General features: G+C 48.5%; 13 protein-coding genes. 8 read left to right on the forward strand and 5 right to left on the reverse strand.

Going from position 1 to position 17864, the window contains the following annotated elements; genetic code table 11:
• The 4 genes from GF401_03575 to GF401_03590 all read right to left on the reverse strand — a co-directional run.
• Positions 1–1982: RNA-binding transcriptional accessory protein (locus GF401_03575; GenBank protein ID MBD3344124.1), on the reverse strand; the 1982-nt coding region annotated here is incomplete at its 3' end.
• A gap of 89 nt (positions 1983–2071) precedes the next feature.
• Positions 2072–2233: a hypothetical protein gene (locus GF401_03580; GenBank protein ID MBD3344125.1), complete on the reverse strand. Its 162-nt coding sequence runs from the start codon at positions 2231–2233 to the stop codon at positions 2072–2074.
• Between the two features lie 20 nt (positions 2234–2253).
• A complete protein-coding gene (locus GF401_03585; protein ID MBD3344126.1) occupies positions 2254–2496 on the reverse strand; it encodes a hypothetical protein in 243 nt (80 codons plus the stop codon).
• Positions 2497–2507: 11 nt separating this feature from the next.
• Positions 2508–5435, reverse strand: a complete 2928-nt coding sequence (locus tag GF401_03590; GenBank protein MBD3344127.1) for a CHASE2 domain-containing protein — start codon at positions 5433–5435, stop codon at positions 2508–2510.
• A gap of 246 nt (positions 5436–5681) precedes the next feature.
• Here GF401_03590 and GF401_03595 point away from each other — a divergent pair, with 246 nt between their 5' ends.
• The 6 genes from GF401_03595 to GF401_03620 all read left to right on the forward strand — a co-directional run bounded on the left by GF401_03595 (position 5682) and on the right by GF401_03620 (position 13680).
• Positions 5682–8051, forward strand: coding sequence for a hypothetical protein (locus tag GF401_03595; protein MBD3344128.1), 2370 nt, complete (start codon positions 5682–5684; stop codon positions 8049–8051).
• 60 nt (positions 8052–8111) lie between these two features.
• On the forward strand, positions 8112–9011 hold the full coding sequence (map, locus tag GF401_03600; protein MBD3344129.1) for a type I methionyl aminopeptidase: 900 nt from the start codon (positions 8112–8114) through the stop codon (positions 9009–9011).
• A gap of 123 nt (positions 9012–9134) precedes the next feature.
• Positions 9135–10295 (forward strand): GTPase HflX, encoded by a 1161-nt coding sequence (gene hflX, locus GF401_03605; protein MBD3344130.1) that lies wholly within the window; start codon positions 9135–9137, stop codon positions 10293–10295.
• A gap of 14 nt (positions 10296–10309) precedes the next feature.
• Positions 10310–11209 carry a DUF58 domain-containing protein gene (locus GF401_03610; protein MBD3344131.1) on the forward strand — a complete coding sequence of 300 codons (900 nt, stop codon included), beginning with the start codon at positions 10310–10312 and terminating at the stop codon, positions 11207–11209.
• Positions 11209–13194, forward strand: coding sequence for a hypothetical protein (locus GF401_03615; protein ID MBD3344132.1), 1986 nt, complete (start codon positions 11209–11211; stop codon positions 13192–13194). Before GF401_03610 ends, GF401_03615 begins: the two co-directional genes overlap by 1 nt.
• Before the next feature lie 138 nt (positions 13195–13332).
• Positions 13333–13680 carry a hypothetical protein gene (locus GF401_03620; GenBank protein ID MBD3344133.1) on the forward strand — a complete coding sequence of 116 codons (348 nt, stop codon included), beginning with the start codon at positions 13333–13335 and terminating at the stop codon, positions 13678–13680.
• Positions 13681–13702: 22 nt separating this feature from the next.
• On the opposite strand, the gene GF401_03625 is transcribed toward GF401_03620, so the two are convergent.
• Positions 13703–14527, reverse strand: coding sequence for a transposase (locus tag GF401_03625; protein MBD3344134.1), 825 nt, complete (start codon positions 14525–14527; stop codon positions 13703–13705).
• Positions 14528–14777: 250 nt separating this feature from the next.
• On the opposite strand from GF401_03625, the gene GF401_03630 reads away from it, so the two are divergent.
• Positions 14778–15635, forward strand: a complete 858-nt coding sequence (locus GF401_03630; protein ID MBD3344135.1) for a hypothetical protein — start codon at positions 14778–14780, stop codon at positions 15633–15635.
• A gap of 616 nt (positions 15636–16251) precedes the next feature.
• Positions 16252–17864, forward strand: a 1613-nt coding sequence (locus GF401_03635) for a hypothetical protein (protein ID MBD3344136.1), incomplete at its 3' end; no start/stop codon positions are given.

The raw sequence follows: 17864 nt of genomic DNA on the forward strand, positions 1-17864 counted from the left end.
ACAAAGGCGCCGAAATTGGCCACATTGGTCACGGTGCCTTCAAGAACCATATCGGGTGCAAGATCGGAAATCTCCTGGATTTTATCGTCGAAAACCGCATAAGTAAACTCAGCACGAGGGTCCCGTCCGGGCTTATCGAGCTCGGCGATAATGTCGTCGATTGTCGGCAGACCGATATCGTCGGTGACAAACTGCCGTTTGTCGATTGACCGGAGCGCCTGCGTGTTGCCGATCAGTTGCTCGATCGATGCTTTAAGTTCGGAAGCCATTTTCTCGACGAATTCATACCGCTCGGGGTGCACCGATGAATTATCCAGCGGATTTGCCGCGCCGGGTATGCGCAAAAAGCCGGCCGCCTGCTCGAAACACTTGGCGCCCACCCCCGACACACTCATAAGATCTTTTCGTGATGAATAGGCCCCTTTTTCGTTGCGATATTCGACAATTCTTGCCGCATGGGTCCGGTTGAGACCGGAAACATATTTTAATAGCTCTTCTGAAGCAAGGTTGAGATCTACCCCCACTTTGTTCACACAACTTTCGACAACCTCCTCGAGCGATGACTTCAGTTTCGGCTGATTGACATCATGCTGATACTGCCCTACGCCGATCGACTTGGGATCGATTTTCACCAGTTCCGAGAGGGGGTCCTGAAGCCGCCGGGCAATCGAGACCGCGCCCCGCACCGTGAGATCGTATTCGGGAAACTCCTTTGCCGCGGTTTCGGATGCACTGTAGACACTCGCACCGGCTTCACTGACAATGACACAGACCGGCCGTTTATCCTCAGGAATATCTTTGATCGTTTCCCGCACAAAAGCATCGGTTTCTCTGCTTGCCGTGCCGTTACCAATAGCGATCAGCTCGACACCATGTCGCTGTATCATGGCTTTTACTATCGCAGCGGCTTCATCCTTTTTATTCTGCGGCTCATTGGGGAAAACGGCCTGATATTCCAGAAGCTTTCCTGTCTTATCGAGGGCAACAACTTTACAGCCGCTTCGAAATCCGGGGTCGATTCCCATGGCCGGCTTTTGCCCTGCAGGCGGGGCCATAAGCAGCTCCTTGAGATTTTCGCCAAAGACCTTGAACGCCTCTTCCTCGGCATCACCCCGAATCTGTTTCCGAATTTCGGTCTCGGTGGCCAGCAGCAGCAGACGGTCGAAACTGTCGGCAACGGTCTTTTTAAGCAAAGCTTCGGATGCACTCCCCGAATGCTGAATGAATCGCTGCTCCATCCATGCAACCCCCTCATCACGGGGCATGCGTAGCTCCAGGCGAAGGACTTTCTCCCGCTCGCCCCGGAACATGGCAAGAGTCCGGTGCGACACCACGGTCGATACCTTTTCCCGGTAATCGTAGTACATGGAAAACTTCGTTTTCTTGTCGACAAAATCCTTTCGGGCCACAGAGATAATCTCACCATCATCGAATGCAAGCTCCCGGAGATGCTTCCGGACTTCGGCATCATCGGAAAAATTCTCGGCAAGGATATCGCATGCGCCCTGAATGGCCTTCTCCACTGTATCGATACCTTTCTCCGGGTTCAGAAACTCCTGAGCCTTTCCCTCAATATCAACGCCGGCTTCCGAAAGATTAAACAGCCATTCGGATAGAGGCTCCAGGCCGGCATCCTTTGCCTTGGTTCCCCGGGTCTGACGTTTTGGTTTGTAGGGAAGATAGAGATCTTCAAGCTCGGTTTTGCTGAGCGTTTCATTTATTTTTTTCGCAAGCTCGGGAGTGAGTTTCCCCTGCGATTTGATGCTTTCTAAAATTGTCTCCCGTCGCTCATCAAGCTCTTTATAATAGGTGTATTTATGAAGAAGATCCCGGATCTGGATTTCATCCAGCCCCCCGGTACGTTCTTTCCGGTACCGGGCGATAAAGGGAACCGTCGCACCTTCATCAAAAAGACCAAGAGTATTCTCAACCTGAGATGGCTTGAAACCGAATTCTTCAATAAGCTGACTTGAAATATTCACGCATTAATCCTTTGAATGATTGTAATAATAAAGCACCTCTGCTGCAATGGATAGCAGGTCGGGTGATTAAAATAAATTTTGGAGAGTCATCATGGAGGGGTGGTTATTTCCGCGCCTTTTCCGGAAATGCAGCAATCACAAGAAAATGTATCCCGCAGAACATTGCGGTGTAGCTTTGAAACAAGTAAAACAATTGAAGTAGTGAAGTAATTCTGTGCATACCATCGATAGGCATGCACAGAAACGTTCATTCTCTATTCCTGCCTCACGGTTACGCGTCTTTTGATTTCGGGTGTTTGATCGTTTTTTTCTTCTTTTTCCCGAATTTGATACCCACATGCTTATTGCCCAAAACAAAGCCGATAATTGCCCCGGTCGCTGTTCCCAAAACATGACCGAAAATAACCTTGATTATACCCAGGATAAAAAGCACGCCCAGCTTAAGGATACCGACAACTCCTGCAATGGCTTTTTTGAGAAGCGTAAAGGGCAAGAAAACTATTTTTCCGATCATGGCATACTCCTTTATTTAGAGGTCAATCGATACACACCGTCCCAGTCTGTTCCCGGAGGATTGGCTTTAAATTCTTTACATCGCTTGATCAGCATATTGCTGGGCGATCCGCCTTTTGACGAAACAGCCTTGTAGGGCTCTAAATCTTCTGATTGCGAGAGAAAATCTATAGCTTTGTCCCACTCCTGCCGGTAGTAACAATCGATACCCTGCGTATAGAACTCGTGGAGTTTGCTCATTTCAGGGCTCAACTCCCCTTTGCGGGCCATCAGTTCATAAACTACAATAGGCTCGGATTTCCCCACAACTGTTATTTTATCAAGCTGTCTCGTTTCGAAATCATCCTTGATAAGGTCGTGGGTGTAATGGCTGATCATCGTATAGATACCATACTGCTTTGCCGCGGCTTCCAGCCGGGCAGCCAGATTCACAGCGTCTCCCATCATAGTATAATTCATGCGTACTTTTGATCCCATATTTCCGGTGGTGATCGCGCCGGTATTGACCCCGATACGCATCTGCATCTCATGAACGATTTTCGGCCACTTATCGCCTTCGGAGATCCACTTGTTGCGGAGCTCCCCGAGCTTGTCCTGCATGTCAAGTGCTGTATAGCATGCCTGGTGCGCATGGTCATCCATGGGCATGGGCGCGCCGTAAAAGGCAATAATGGCGTCGCCCTCATACTTGTCAAGTGTTCCGTAATGGGCAAGGAGGATGTCGGTCATGGCCGACAGATACTCATTGAGCAGCTCTACCAGCCGGGTCGGCGATCCGAGTTTCTCGGAAAAGGTCGAAAAACTCTGGATATCGGTAAAGTAGGCGGTCCGCACTCCCTCTTCTCCGCCAAGCTCCGGCATCTTCTTTTTTTTATACATGATATCGATCAGTTCGGGAGAGAGATACTGTTTGAATGTCGACTGGAGAAATTTCCGGTCCTTTTCTTCGGTAATATACCGATATGCCATCACTGCGGTAAATGTCAGAAGGATTGTCAGCACCGGACGGGCGATATCGATCCAGAGATGGTTTGTGCCGAAAAGTGTCAGGGCAGTCAGAAAATAGGCAAAGACCGCAACAATGGTGAGAATGGCACCCGGCAGTGGCTTGAGCACGAAACTGATAATACCGATCGCAATGCCGACGCAGAGCAGAATCAGAAAATTCTGCCAGTCTTCAGGGCGGGTAATAAAGGTGTTCATCAAAAAGGAATTCATCATCGATGCATGAATTTCCATCCCCGGATACTGTTCATCATGGGGCACATGCACAAGGTCGAACATGGCCGGGGCAGTGGAACCGACAATAAAAATTTTACCTTCCAGTTCACCATGGACCCGGTCGTTGAGAATATCGTAATAGCTGTAATATTTGAACGGTTTCCGTTTGGGCCCGAAGAAGGTGATGATATGCTTATTGTCCGGTGTCAGGGGAATACGGACATTCTTCCCGAAATCCATCCTGCTTCCCGGTGCAAGCTCTTCGATGGTTTTCCATTCTGTCCGGCACAGCTCTTTAAGCATCGGCCCCCTGAAAATCGGGACGCTCGAGCTGTATTTCCCCTCTTTATTTTTAAAGATATTCAAGGTATGATAGAGCAGCGCGGTTTCTCCATTGGCAATCTGGTCGAAATCCTCCGGCTCGACCGTGGCCAGCGTCTTTATCTCATCGGTGCTGGTATACCATTCCATATCACCGAAAGGCGCGGTTATTATCCAGTCGACATCGGAATCCCGCACAACAGCAACATCCGATCCCAGCGACTTTTCCTCTCCGGGTTTAAGCGTGAGAACCTCTTTCAAATCTGCATTTAAAAGCACCTGAAGCAACTCCTCGGGGATATAATACAGAAGATTCATTTCGATAAACCGGTCGCCCTGATCGGTCTTTCCACGTTTCAGAAGAGAGGTGATCTGCAAACTGTTCTCAGGCTCCAGAGCCAGAATTTTATCTGCATTATCAACGATCGCTTTCACCTGTTTAATTGTCACATTAGGATAGGAGCAGTGATAACCGCCCTCTTTCTTCCGGGTTATTTTAAAGGGTTTGCCGATATCAAGGTACTTGCCCGGTTCAAAAATGATTTCATCATTGGGCGTGCCGAAAAGTGTGGCGATTGTTCTGACACTGATCGGAAGATAAACCGGGTCGTGATCACCGAATCCGAACAGGAGGGGGGTAATACTCTTGACACCGTCAACATTGGGATTGATATTGACATGGCCGATATCTTTCGAGGCCTGAGCAAGGGGCGGAAAAATACCTTCAATAACTTCGCGACTCACGACCTCCTCCCTCTTTTTTCCCGGTAAAGTAATCGCCGATGAAGGGTGGAGTGAATTGTGGCGCTCCATAGTCATTTTCGATTCTATCTGAGACAGCGCGTAGTCTTTGTAATCCATTTTCCCTGTCATCACACAGGCGTGAAAAACATTCCCGGCGTCTCTGGTGGCTTCAATAAACTGCTTGTCATAATCCACGACGCTGTACATTGAACGGGCGACCTCCTGCGTTATCTCTATATCTTCGTTTTTTTCCTGCGCGCGGACCAGAAGTTTCTGCAAGCGTTTTGCATGATTGTGATCTTCGGCACCTCCAAAGAAAATATCAAAGACGATTGCGGCGGGGAATTTCTTGTTGAGCGTGGTGATAAGATTAGCGTGATAGGAACGGTCCCAGTTCCAGTACAATCCCAGTTTGTCTTCGGCCATACTCCGATCATCGATATCGACGATGCATATTCCGTACTCATCATCGGCAGTTTTCTCTTTATTCTGCTCACCAAGCTCCTTATACTCCCATTTATACCGCCAGTAATAGGTCTGGTATTCGAGCTGATCGATAAGATCGGAAAGAAAGTAGCTGGTAACAATTGTCATTGCCAGGCCGACGATGCCGCCGATCAGAAGGCTTTTCCCGATTTTTTTCAAAGGCTCCATAGGATATCCGTCTCCTTCTGGAAAAATCAAAAATTTTGAATATTAAACAAATTATATCGTATGTGTACACAATTGACCAGAACCAAATTTCGCTTGCAGGGCGATTTGGATTTATTTTATGAGCTACCCCTGTAATGGTAAAAAAGACATACGCGGCATGGTGGAAGGCAGCTACCCGATTGGTCAAATTCTTAAAGCTTATCCGGAACTGAGTCGCGAGTCAGTTTAGAAAGGTCCTTTCTCTGAATGTATCTCTTTAACAAGTTTCCTCACCCCGAGAACTTCTCCTTTATCTCCTTTAATAAAAAGAAAAAAAAACTGTATGCCGGAAAGCATGAATGTTCTTTTTCTGTGAGTGAGTCTTTTAATGATATCTATCACCTGCAACTTTCGGTAAAAGGAATAAACCACGCTTCCTGTACCCGATCGGAACTGACTCCTCTGGAACGATGTGTATCTCACACCAGCCGTCCGAAAAGCTCGTTGGCGGTTTCGGCGGATGGGGAAATAAGTTTGAAAAATGCACGAGGGAAAACGGTACTTCAATCGTTGAATGGGATGCCCTTTGGTATCTGCGGTTCCGAATGGATGTTCTGCTTCGGTTTTGATCCCTCCTTTCAATTTTACGGGATGGGTGAACGGAGCACCCGTTTTGAAAAGAGTTTCAGCTCCCATGTTTTCTGGAATATCGATGCCTGGAGTGATCATGACATGCGAATAATCCGGAAAAACCATTATGATCCCGATTATATTTCCGTTCCCTGGGTGATACTCAAAGCCAGAAACGAATACATGGGTATCCTGATCGACTCTCCTTTCTGCAGCTACATATCACTGGGCCATGCCCGCCATGTACTCGGCTATGAAGGCAGAAATATGGATAATAACCGGTGCATGTATTTCAGTTCCGAAAATGGGGCCCCTTCGCTGTATGTTATCTATGGTCCGAGTTGCCGTGAAGTAGTTCGTAAATTCCAGCGCCTCTCAGGCCATGTTCCCACTCCCCCGTTATGGTCCCTCGGCTATCAGCAATGCCGGTGGGGATATCGATCAAAGAACGACCTCCAAGAACTGGCCCGTAATTTCGAGCGGCATAAGATACCGGTTGACGGCCTCTGGCTGGATATCAATTACATGGATGGATTCCGGGTGTTTACTTTTGACAAAAAGCACTTTCCTTCACCACCAAAGGATATCGAAGCGATACAAAAACAGGGCTACAAGGTAGTGCCCATTTTAGATCCGGGCATAAAAAAAGAACCCGGCCTTCCAACCTATGAGCAGGGCAAGAGGACCGGCATATTCTGCAAAAATCCGCAGGGCACCGACTTTGTCGGACTTGTATGGCCCGGAATGACTGTTTTCCCCGATTTTTCCATGCCCCGCGGACATCGATGGTGGGCGCGGCAAGTAGAACATTTTGCCCAAACCGGTATCAGAGCAGCTTGGCTCGACATGAACGACCCTTCAACCGGTCCGGTCAAATGCACCGACATGCTCTTTAACAAAGGGAAAGAACACCACGATGCTTACCATAACCAGTACGCCATGCTTATGGCTAAGGCTACCCGTGATGGCTTTCAGAAATCATTTCCCAACGAACGCATTTTCCTTCTCTCCCGTTCCGGATTTACCGGATCCCAGAAATGGGCCGCCAATTGGACCGGTGACAATTACTCAAACTATTATCATTTACGAAAGACCATTGCCACAACCATCAACCTGTCCCTCTCCGGTATGCCCTTTAACGGCCCGGATGTGGGAGGGTTCGGCGATGACTGCTCCGGTCAACTGATGATCGATTGGGTAAAGGCCAATTTTCTCTTTCCCTTTTTCAGAAACCATTGCCACCATGAAGCGCGGCGGCAGGAACCCTGGGTTTTTTCGAAAAAAGAGATCCGGATAATCAGACATTTTATCCGCCTTCGGTATAAACTGCTGCCCTATCTCTACAATCTCTTTGTAGCGCAGGAAAAAGAGGGCGAACCGATTCTCCGACCGCTCTTTTATGAATTTTCAGACAGTAAAAAACTCCCCCTGGGCCTGATCGACGATCAGTTTATGGTGGGACCGTCAATCATGCAGGCGCCCTTTGTCGATGAAAACGTCGATAAACGGGAAGTGATTCTGCCGAATGAACGGTGGTACCGGGCAGATACCGGAGAATGGATACAGGGGAACCGAAGGATTACCCTTCCAAAAAAAGAGACAACTACCCCTGTTTTCTTCCGAAATCGTTCCCTTATACCTCTGCAGAAAGGGATCAGGCACACCAGTTGTAATGATCTCTCCACTATCGAACTGTTAATATGCATGCACCCCCAAAGCACCGGCACGGCAGAATACTGCTATACGTTCGATGACGGCATTTCGCTGGATTATCGACGGGGAATCCAGACGATTTACAACCTCTCGGCCAGGGTCCGCAAAAAACAGCTCCATCTTAAAATCCGTGCTCAATCGGAAAAGTATGGAAAAGTCAGATTTATTCCGGTAACCCCCTCCGGGTATGATACTCTGGTTATAGACCTGGACGGCACAACCAGAAAACTTCATGCCGCAGCCGGAAAGGTCACCTCTTTGGGCAAAGCGATCACTTGGTATTACTGGAAATAATAGAGTGGTAATTTCGCATTATATTATATTGAAATCATTTATGGGAGGTTTCTTAAACGAGTGATAAAACGTAACGATCCCTGCTGGTGCGGAAGCCGCAAAAAATATAAGAAATGCCATATGCAGGCCGACCAGGAGGCACACCATGCACAAAGCCGCAGGCCGGGTACTAAATTCACAAAAGCACCCGATGAAATTGCCGGAATGCGCAAGGCCGGTGAATTCAACGGCATCTTAATGGATTATATCCGCCCCTTTATTAAAGATGGTATATCCACCGAAGAACTCGACAGGCTGGTCCACGACTACACGCTCAAACACGGCCACCGACCGGCAACGCTCAACTATCATGGATATCCCAAGTCGATCTGTACGTCAATCAATAATGTGGTGTGTCACGGGATCCCCTCGGAAAATGAAATCCTTAAAAACGGGGACATTGTGAATCTCGATCTGACTACCATTGTCGATGGATTCTATGGGGATTCTTCGGAAACATTTATAATCGGCGCTGTTTCATCCCAGGCCCGCCGACTGGTCGAGGTTACGGTTGAAGCCTTAAGCCGGGGAATCGATGCCGCCCGGGCGGGGAATCATCTCAAAGAAATTGCCAATGCGATCGAGCCCTGGGTCATTTCGCAGGGATGTTCCGTGGTGCAGCAGTATACCGGCCACGGTATCGGTAAAAAGTTTCATGAGAACTTCTCGGTCTACCATCACCGGGCCCGAGACTGCGATGATGTGGTTCTGGCGCCGGGCATGACCCTGACTATCGAACCCATGATCAATCTGGGTGGGTATGAAGTCATTACCGATCAGGTCGATAAATGGACTGTCCGCACCAAAGACAACTCCCTATCGGCCCAATTCGAACATACCATTCTGGTTACCGAAAAGGATCCGGAAATTTTGACTTTAACCCCCTCGCAGAAACGGGCGGGGCAAATCGTAATACTATAAAACTCGAAATCCGGTCCCGCTGAAAGGGGACAAAACCCGAAATAATTTGAACGCTACTGAAGTAATCTTAAAAAGAAAGGTACCATTTTCCAACTAATTGCGACTCGCAATTACCGACAAACTATGTTCAATACAAATATTCCTTCACCACCCGAAAAAGTAATCCTCGCCGGTCTTCAAACACCAAGCAGAGATCCGGTATTATTTAACGCCGATCTGCAAGAGATGCAGATGCTCTGTTCGACAGCCGGTGCAACGGTAATCGACATGATTGTTCAGAAACGGGAAAAGCCCGATCCTGCCACCTATATGGGCAAGGGGAAATTAAAAGAAATCGCCCGGGCCATGAAAGCGGGCGAGTGCAAGACCTTTGTTATCGATGCCGAGTTGTCACTGGGGCAAGTTCGTAATATCGAAAAAACGATCAAAGGAAAAGTGATCGATCGGGCCCAGTTGATTCTGGATATCTTTGCCCAGCATGCCCGGACCAACGAAGCACGCATTCAGGTGGAGCTTGCACAGATGTACACGCTTTATCCCCGTCTGACTCATGCATGGACCCACTTTTCGCAGCAGGTCGGCGGTATTGGTACCCGTGGTCCCGGCGAGAAACAGCTCGAAGTAGACCGGCGGCTGGTACAGAATAAAATCAACGATCTGAAAAAAAAGCTGGCAAAAATCGAACGCTCCCGTCATACCCAGCGCAAGTCCCGTCGAGACATTTTCAAGATATCACTGGTGGGTTATACCAATGTGGGAAAATCTTCCCTGCTCAACGCACTCTGCGGTTCGGAACTTCTGGTCGAAAACAAGCTTTTCGCTACCTTGGATACCGCAACCAGGCGGACCTTTATTCAAGGTATCGGCAATGTGGTAATCTCCGACACGGTCGGTTTTCTCCGCAAGCTGCCCCATCACCTGGTCGCATCCTTCAAGAGTACTCTGGAGGTTGTCAGAGATGCCGATCTTTTAGTGATTGTCATGGATGCATCTTGTGAATGGAACGACCATCAGCTCAAGACGGTCAATGAGGTCCTCGATGAACTCGGGGCTCACGATATACCGCGTATACAGGTAATGAATAAGATGGATCTGGTCACCGATCCCTTTGTGCGGAAAAAACTTGAAATCGCCTATCCCGATGCTCTCTTTGTGTCAGCCTTTCATTCCGAAGACATTGCAGCACTCAAAGAGGACATAAAAGAACATATTGTCGAGCATAATAAAGCCAAATCGATGGCCGAGATTATCAAGCGGAAGAGCCGGGACCTGGTCACCCACTAACACGGCGGAGAGATATGAATTCCCCTTCGATCACATTTCTCAAACCGGAGCATCTTGCGCCTGTCAGGAGCCTTACCCTTCGGGCAAAACACATTGTCGAGGGCATGATCGCGGGGCTGCATAAGAGTCCTTACCATGGTTTCTCGGCCGAATTTTCTGAATACCGCCCCTATCGACCAGGTGAATCGACCAGGAAGATCGACTGGCGCAAGTATGCCAAAACCGACCGGAGTGTGGTGCGGCTCTACGAAGATGAAACCAATCTCTTTGCCCACATACTCCTTGACAAGAGTGGTTCGATGGCCCTCCGGTCCCACGATGGGTTTTCGAAATTCGACTATGCCCGCACCCTGGCGGCATCCCTTGCATGGATCCTGATCCGTCAGAGAGATGCTGCCGGCCTCGCGGCTTTCGATGATGAAATCCGGTTCTTTATCGGCCCGAAATCAACCAACCGGCAACTCAATACCATGCTCGGATATCTCCAGAACATGACTCCCGAAAAACAGACCGGGTGCGGGTTTGCGATCAACCATATCGCCCAACGTCTTCATAAACGGGGACTCACGGTTGTTATTTCGGATCTTTTCGACGATCCCGACAGCATTATCCACGGCCTGAAACATCTTCGGTACAAACGGCAGGATGTCATCCTTTTCTGGATACTCGACCCTTTGGAACTTGGATTCAGCCATGATGGTCCGTTAAAGATCCATGATATCGAAACCGGTGAAGAAGTCACTCTGGATGCCCGGACTGCCCGGGAGTATTTCGCCGGAGGATTTGCAGAACACCGTGCCCGCATCGAATCAGCCTGTAAAGAGCTGGCGATCGATTGCGAAATCATCTCGACTAAGCAGCCCTTTCAAAAAGCACTCCTTGCGGCTATGGAAAAACGAAGGCGATTGTTTTAATGCAGATCTCTTTTTTTCACCCCCTCTTTTTATGGGGCCTTGCGTTCCTGTCGGTCCCGATCCTTATTCATCTTTTAAACCGTAAACGGACTGTCCGTCTCGATTTTTCCTCACTCCGTTTTTTCAGACAGACCGCGGTCAAGACCAGCAAGCGACGGCAAATCCAGCGATTACTGCTTCTTATTACCCGGCTCCTGATTATACTTTTGATTATCCTCATTTTCTCAAAGCCCTACAACAACACGTCTCCCTTCACTATTCTGAACAATCCCGATGCCGCGGTCTACTGCTGGATCGATCCGACAATCAGCATGGATTATCGTGACGGCAAACAGGCTCTGTGGGAAAGGGGCTTGACAATCATCGACTCACTCGCCCGTCAGTTGCCGGCAACCGCCCGATGCTATACGTATGACCATAATCGTGAAGAATTTGTTGTTCACACCCGGCAAAAAGAGCCGACCGAACGCTTTACCCGACACGGTCCTTCGGATTTTTCTTCCATGACCACCTCCTTTATGGAACAGAGCAAAAAGAAAAAAAGCATCCCCCTTCTGGTGCTTATCAGCGATTTTCAGTATCCGCGCGATTCGTCTTTCAAGCGGATACCCGATCAGGTTACCCGGTTTCTCGGTTCGGACAAAGAGAAGATTCCCCCGACTCTCTGTGTGATGCTTGGTGATCCGAAGGCCTGGAATTATTCGATCATGGAAGCCGGTATTTCTCCTGAAAATCCCTCGAGTCTCAAAGCACTGCTTCGTACGGAGAGGAAAAAAGTCGAAGAGGAAGAAATAACGGTCATTGCCGGCAATACCCGTATCGGGCATGAACTGGTTTCGGTTCCCCCGGATGATACCCTCGGGATTCAAATGAATATCGGCACTAACCGGTATTCAACGGCCGGTAGGCTGGAGCTGGCGGCAAAGGACCCGTTCGTGCATGATAATACCGCCTGGTTTACTTTGACCGAAGACCAACACTACCGTGCCCTGATTGTGGGAGACTATCAACAGAGCTACCCCCTGGCAGCCGCACTGAAGGCCCTCAAGGAAAGCCGATGGGACCCGGTAATTACCATGGACCCACAAGAAGTTACCTATGAAGATCTGGATTCGGCGGATCTGATACTGCTTAGCGGAATCAGAGAACCTTCACGGGCGCTCCAGTCACTGATTACCGCCAAATCATTTGGAAGAAAGGCGATCCTCTTTTCACCAACCACCGATTCGTTATTCAGAAACTGGAACAGAATCGTTTTTAACCATCTGCATACCTCCTGCCGCCTGAAAAGCACGGAAAAAGGCTTTTTCCCGGTGCTTCCCGACACCCTCTCGATCACCTGGAAAGGATTTCCAAAGATCCGGGAGACCGATATCGCGGTTTACCGCTACTGGCAGGATATTCCCGGCAATGCTATGCTGCGGCTTAACAACAACGATCCTCTGGCGTCAAAAACAGTCGATTCACTGGGACACAACTGGATTGTTCTGGCAACCAATCTGGGCATTACCGAAGCCAACAATATCTGCGAGACCGGTTTTTTTGTCCCCTTTTTGGATCGTCTGGCCCGCGCCGCCCTTGCCGGCATACAAAAAGACACCCATAACTGGAAAGCGGGTATTCACCGTCGGAATCCTTACTATGGTTATTCATCATCGGCAAAGATATTCGACAGTAACGATGCTCTTGTTGGACGGTGGGATAATCAGCCTGAAGTGGTTCTTAGAACGCCCGGCATTTACAAGGTAGTACCCGATAACGGCGGCACCTACCGGCTGGCAGTCAATGTCGATCCCGCAGAAACCGAATTTACCTATCGGAAACCTTCAATCCCCGAAAGTAAAAAGAATGAGGTCCGTATCCTCAACGGAAAGCAGGTTGCAGCTTTTGTCAAGAATACCCGCCGAAACATAATCAGCTATATCCTCTGGATTATCCTCGCGGTGCTTGTTCTGGGTGAAATACTGTTGTGGCGGAAGCCGTGAAGAAAGGATTTATGATTTTGTAAGGGCCCGGGCGGCCCTTGTAATTTCCCCTTCGAATTGATATAATAATCACGAAACAGGGCTCTACTGGCGTTATCAGCGCTCTGTTTTGGGCAAGGCTGATCACGAAAGGATAATATGAAACTCGAAGTCTACGAAAAGGGCGAATATCAGGTTATTTCCATTGAAGAGGACCTGACAGTGATCTCGGAACTGCAGGAATTGAGTTATCTGGTGGATGGCTACATTGCTCAGGGAAAGCGACGGATTGCGGTCCAATTCCTGAAGGCATCCTATATCTACAGCGGCGCCATAGCTGTTTTGCTCCAGTGCATAAAAAAGCTGACTCAGGATGACGGTGAATTATGTGTAATCGAAAACAATCCCGATATCATTAATATATTCCAGACTCTCAAACTCGATAAAGTGATTAACATCTACGAATCGGAAGACAAACTTCCGGAGCTTTTTGGGGTCGGACCATGAAGAAGCTTGGTAACTTGTTGATTTATAATGCACTCTCACTCCAGAAAAACGTATTTCCCCCTCTTAGAACATCCTTTTCGGGCGGAAAAAGACTATTGTAAGCGCTATTATATATGGTTAACGATGGTTCGCGAAGCATGGTGAAATCGTCGTCTCCGGTAATTGATCGGCTCCCTGCCTGCTCTCCTATCCTGCGCTGAAAACCTGCAATAAACTTGTTACTCCCTACAGCAATGCTTTCCGTCCAGCGCGGGTCGCGCCTGTTGCGGGAATCTGTGGGATTATCACAGGATTCAACGGCTTCAGCAAGTCTTTTTGTATAATCAGCCCAGAACCTCTCCCATTCGCGATAACCGCAACATTTCATGAGTGCCTTTCTATTGATTATTCCATAACGGAGCGGCGGGTTCATCAGCTCCTGCAAGCCACAGAATTCATACTCGGTGGGATGACGGCAAATGCCTGCCCGTCGTGGATTCAAATCGATGTACATCAGGCATCGAAGAAGATATTCATTCGTATCGACGACCGTCCCGTGGTATCGATCGTTCCAGAAGGCGCCGCTTCGATTTCTGCGTTCATTGAATTCCTGGGCAGTTCTCCCTTCGATAAGCTGCATGCTGCCGGCTATAGTCTCGCGCCTTTTTTCAAGGGCTATCAGATGGACATGATTTGACATTATGACGTAGTTAAGCACACACAGCCTATAGCGTGTCTTTGCTTCGAACAGCCACCGCCGCCATCGCCGCTTGTCTTTGTCGAATTTCAGCAGAAACTCTTTCTTGTGGCAGCGATGGGTTATGTGCCAGATGTAACCGGGAACATGATGACGATTTGCACGAGCCATAGCAGGAAAATATAAAAAGGAGAGCTTAGAATGATGTTTTTAACGGCAAAAAGTGCATTCTAAGAGCCTGTTTCGGCTTTCGGAAAGGCAAGTATCACTTAAATATCAATGGGTTATGATCGATGGTGATGGTCCGACCCATTGATACAGGCATGCTCATTGCTTATATTTATTCCTTGGTACCCCAATAGGGGCCAGAAATTAAAAGAATGTAGTATTTCAATACACTTATGTGAAAGGGCGGCACCCTGTGAAACGGAACAGGATCATTACCAGGTTAGTATCGATACTTTTTATTCCCGGGCTTGTGCTCCACTTCACCGGCACCGTGAACGCGGCCGATAATGACCTTAAAGACGTGCGGCTTTCAGCCCTTGTCGAATACGGCTTTGTTGCCGTACTAGACCATCGAATCCAGTTCGGAAAGGACGGCGACTATTTCGACTACCGTGCGGACGGTGCCCAGGACGTACTGTTTCCCGCCCTGCGGCTGAGTGCCGAACTTACACTGAAGAATCGTCATACGTTCGTTGTGCTCTATCAACCCCTTCGCCTTGAGACCGAGGCCCGTCTTGACCAGAATCTTCGGGTCGACATTCTCGATTTTGCAGCGGAGACTCCCATGCATTTTCTCTACGATTTTCCCTTTTACCGTTTCAGCTACCTCTACGATTTCATTTCCGGAACCACGACCGAACTTGCCGCCGGACTGACGTTGCAGATCCGTAATGCCACCATCCGGTTTGCCTCCCTTAACGGAGAACTATTGCGGGACAACCGGGATATTGGACTGGTGCCAGCCTTGAAATTCCGGTGGACTCACAGGATGAGCCACCTGGTGTGGGTTGGCGCCGAGGCCGACGGGATTTATGCTCCTGTCAGCTATCTTAACGGGAGCGACGAGGAGATCGTGGGAGCGATTTTAGATGCAAGCCTCCGAGCGGGGACCTTTGTCTTTAACAACAAGGGTCGGGTTTTTGCCAATTTTCGTTATCTTGGCGGCGGTGCGGTGGGTACCAATACCGATGATCAGGGTCCCGGCGACGGTTATGTAAAAAACTGGCTCCACTTCCTTATCGTCTCCCTGGGGGCATCTTATGAATTGTAGAGGGTCGGACCAATGTTTTCCGTCCAGTGCGGGTCGTGCTTGTTAAAGCAGGGCTTAGAATGATGTTTTTAAAGGCAAAAAGTGTATTCTAAGAGCCTGTTTCAGCTCTCCGAAAGACAAGTATCGCTTAAATATCAATGGGTTATGATCGACGGTGATGGTCCGACCCTCCTGACCACTCAAACCTATTGACACGTTCCATTGCCGCAACATCATTTCGCCGAGGCGATTCAATCGAACCACGCCCCTAGCACCCTGCACCGCTATTTAATCGGTTAAAACTCCATTCCTTATCGCCATCCATCCCCAAAAGACGGCCCTGAAGCAATCTTAGCGACATTTCAGCACATATATTTTAATCGGTTAAAATACATCTTGACTTTATTACATGAAACCGGTATACTAGGGTGGGTTCAGTATCAGTACTATTATAATGTAGTAGGTCCCAGGAAACCGCATCCTTGTGACATACATCACGGACATTTTCAGCCAAACAGGGTATAATTTGAAACGGTCATTCAGGACCATCAAAGGATTTTATCCTTTTAATTATCAGGAAATGACGGCATAATTATTTGTTGTTCGATTATAAATCGGAAAAAGGAAGAAAAGGCCTATGGATTTACGACGATTAAAACCGATTCTGTTGTTGCTGATGGTTGCCGGGGTATCATTTGCTCACTGGACTGCTCCCGGAACTATTGATTATAACACGAATGCTGCAACCGGAGTGAGAATTGCCAGGGACAATGCCGGTAATGCTATGGCGGTGTTCGTACAGAGTGACGGGACAAATAATATCGTTTACGCGGTAGAGTATTCATCTTTAACAGGATGGGGCACTCCTCAGGCGATTTCCGCAGCAGGAGCAGATGCCTCAATGGCCCGCATTGCTTGTCTCGGCACCAAGCAATATATAGCGCTTTTTAAACGCACCGATGGTTCGTATGACAGAATCTACTCCCGGTTATTTAACGGAAGCACATGGGAAACGGAAACCACTATAAATGAGGCGATAAACTACCATTCAACTTTCCCTGAGATTTCAGGCGATGCAAGCGGTCATGCCATGGCGGTTTGGAAACAATCCAATGGCACCAATGAAATGATCTATGCGAGAAGGTATATTTCAGGAAACTGGGATGGTACTGCGTATACTGTTTCTAATGCGGTAAATACCACAAACGCATCAACTACTCAACAGGCTCAAGTTGTTTATACTCCCAATGGCGCCTCTTTTGTAACCTTTGTGCAATATAACACGACAGATAGCCATGACAGAATCTATGCAAATAAATGGAATGGATCTTCATGGGGAACAGCCCAGGAGATAGACGCCAATACCTCCAGTAACGTGGGAAATGTTAATGTTGCAATTGAACCAGGCGGAAAGGCGCTCTTTGTTTTTAAGGAGAATAACGCATTCTATTCGGTTTACTATAATGGAACGTCCTATGGAGCACCGGTTCTTGTGAAAGCCGCCGGAAGCGGGATGCAGGATGCCCCTCAGATCTGTCACCTTGGCGGCTCGAATTTCCTCACAGTTTACCATATGCATGATGGTAGCGATTACCGGGTTTACGGATCCAGAACCACTAATAACGGCACATCCTGGAATGCTGAAGTCTTGATCGATCAAGGAACTTACCCTGGTGGCGATCCGCGGTTATCGGCGGATTCAACAAACGGGCAGGTAATTGCAATATTTACCCAGTACCAAATTGGAAAGAACCGTATTTACAGCAATTTCTTTGATGGCACAGCATGGACCGGCGCAGAATGCATTGACAATGGTGACTTAGCTTCCGGTACACCTGATATTGCGTTACATTCAAACGGCAATGCCATAGCTGCATTCACGCAATTCGACGGAACAAGTGACAGAGTCTATTCCACGGTGAAATATAAGCATAAAACCTGGGATAATGGCGGCGGTGATGGAAACTGGAGCACGGCAACTAACTGGCAACCCGACGAACTCCCTGCCGCCACCGACACGGTGATTTTCGACGGTGCACTGTCGACTGCTAATTGCGTCCTCGGCGCCAACACATCGGTTGCAAAAATCACCACAATCAACAGCCCCGACGGTCTTGGTTTTTCCACCTACACTCTCACGGTTACCGGCGATGTCGATTTTTCGATGTTGGGTAGTATCACCGGAACCGGTACTCTCGAGCTGAACGCGCCATCGGGAACCCAGCTTTTCACCCCCATCATGTCGGGTGA

The organism is Chitinivibrionales bacterium (assembly GCA_014728215.1).
Classification (GTDB): domain Bacteria; phylum Fibrobacterota; class Chitinivibrionia; order Chitinivibrionales; family WJKA01; genus WJKA01.

Excerpts from the sequence above, each read along its gene's own strand:
- GF401_03580 (MBD3344125.1), bottom strand. The coding sequence starts at position 2,233 with ATGAACGTTTCTGTGCATGCCTATCGATGGTATGCACAGAATTACTTC.
- GF401_03585 (MBD3344126.1), bottom strand. The coding sequence starts at position 2,496 with ATGATCGGAAAAATAGTTTTCTTGCCCTTTACGCTTCTCAAAAAAGCC.
- GF401_03590 (MBD3344127.1), bottom strand. The coding sequence starts at position 5,435 with ATGGAGCCTTTGAAAAAAATCGGGAAAAGCCTTCTGATCGGCGGCATC.
- GF401_03595 (MBD3344128.1), top strand. The coding sequence starts at position 5,682 with ATGTATCTCTTTAACAAGTTTCCTCACCCCGAGAACTTCTCCTTTATC.
- hflX (MBD3344130.1), top strand. The coding sequence starts at position 9,135 with ATGTTCAATACAAATATTCCTTCACCACCCGAAAAAGTAATCCTCGCC.
- GF401_03610 (MBD3344131.1), top strand. The coding sequence starts at position 10,310 with ATGAATTCCCCTTCGATCACATTTCTCAAACCGGAGCATCTTGCGCCT.
- GF401_03615 (MBD3344132.1), top strand. The coding sequence starts at position 11,209 with ATGCAGATCTCTTTTTTTCACCCCCTCTTTTTATGGGGCCTTGCGTTC.
- GF401_03620 (MBD3344133.1), top strand. The coding sequence starts at position 13,333 with ATGAAACTCGAAGTCTACGAAAAGGGCGAATATCAGGTTATTTCCATT.
- GF401_03625 (MBD3344134.1), bottom strand. The coding sequence starts at position 14,527 with ATGGCTCGTGCAAATCGTCATCATGTTCCCGGTTACATCTGGCACATA.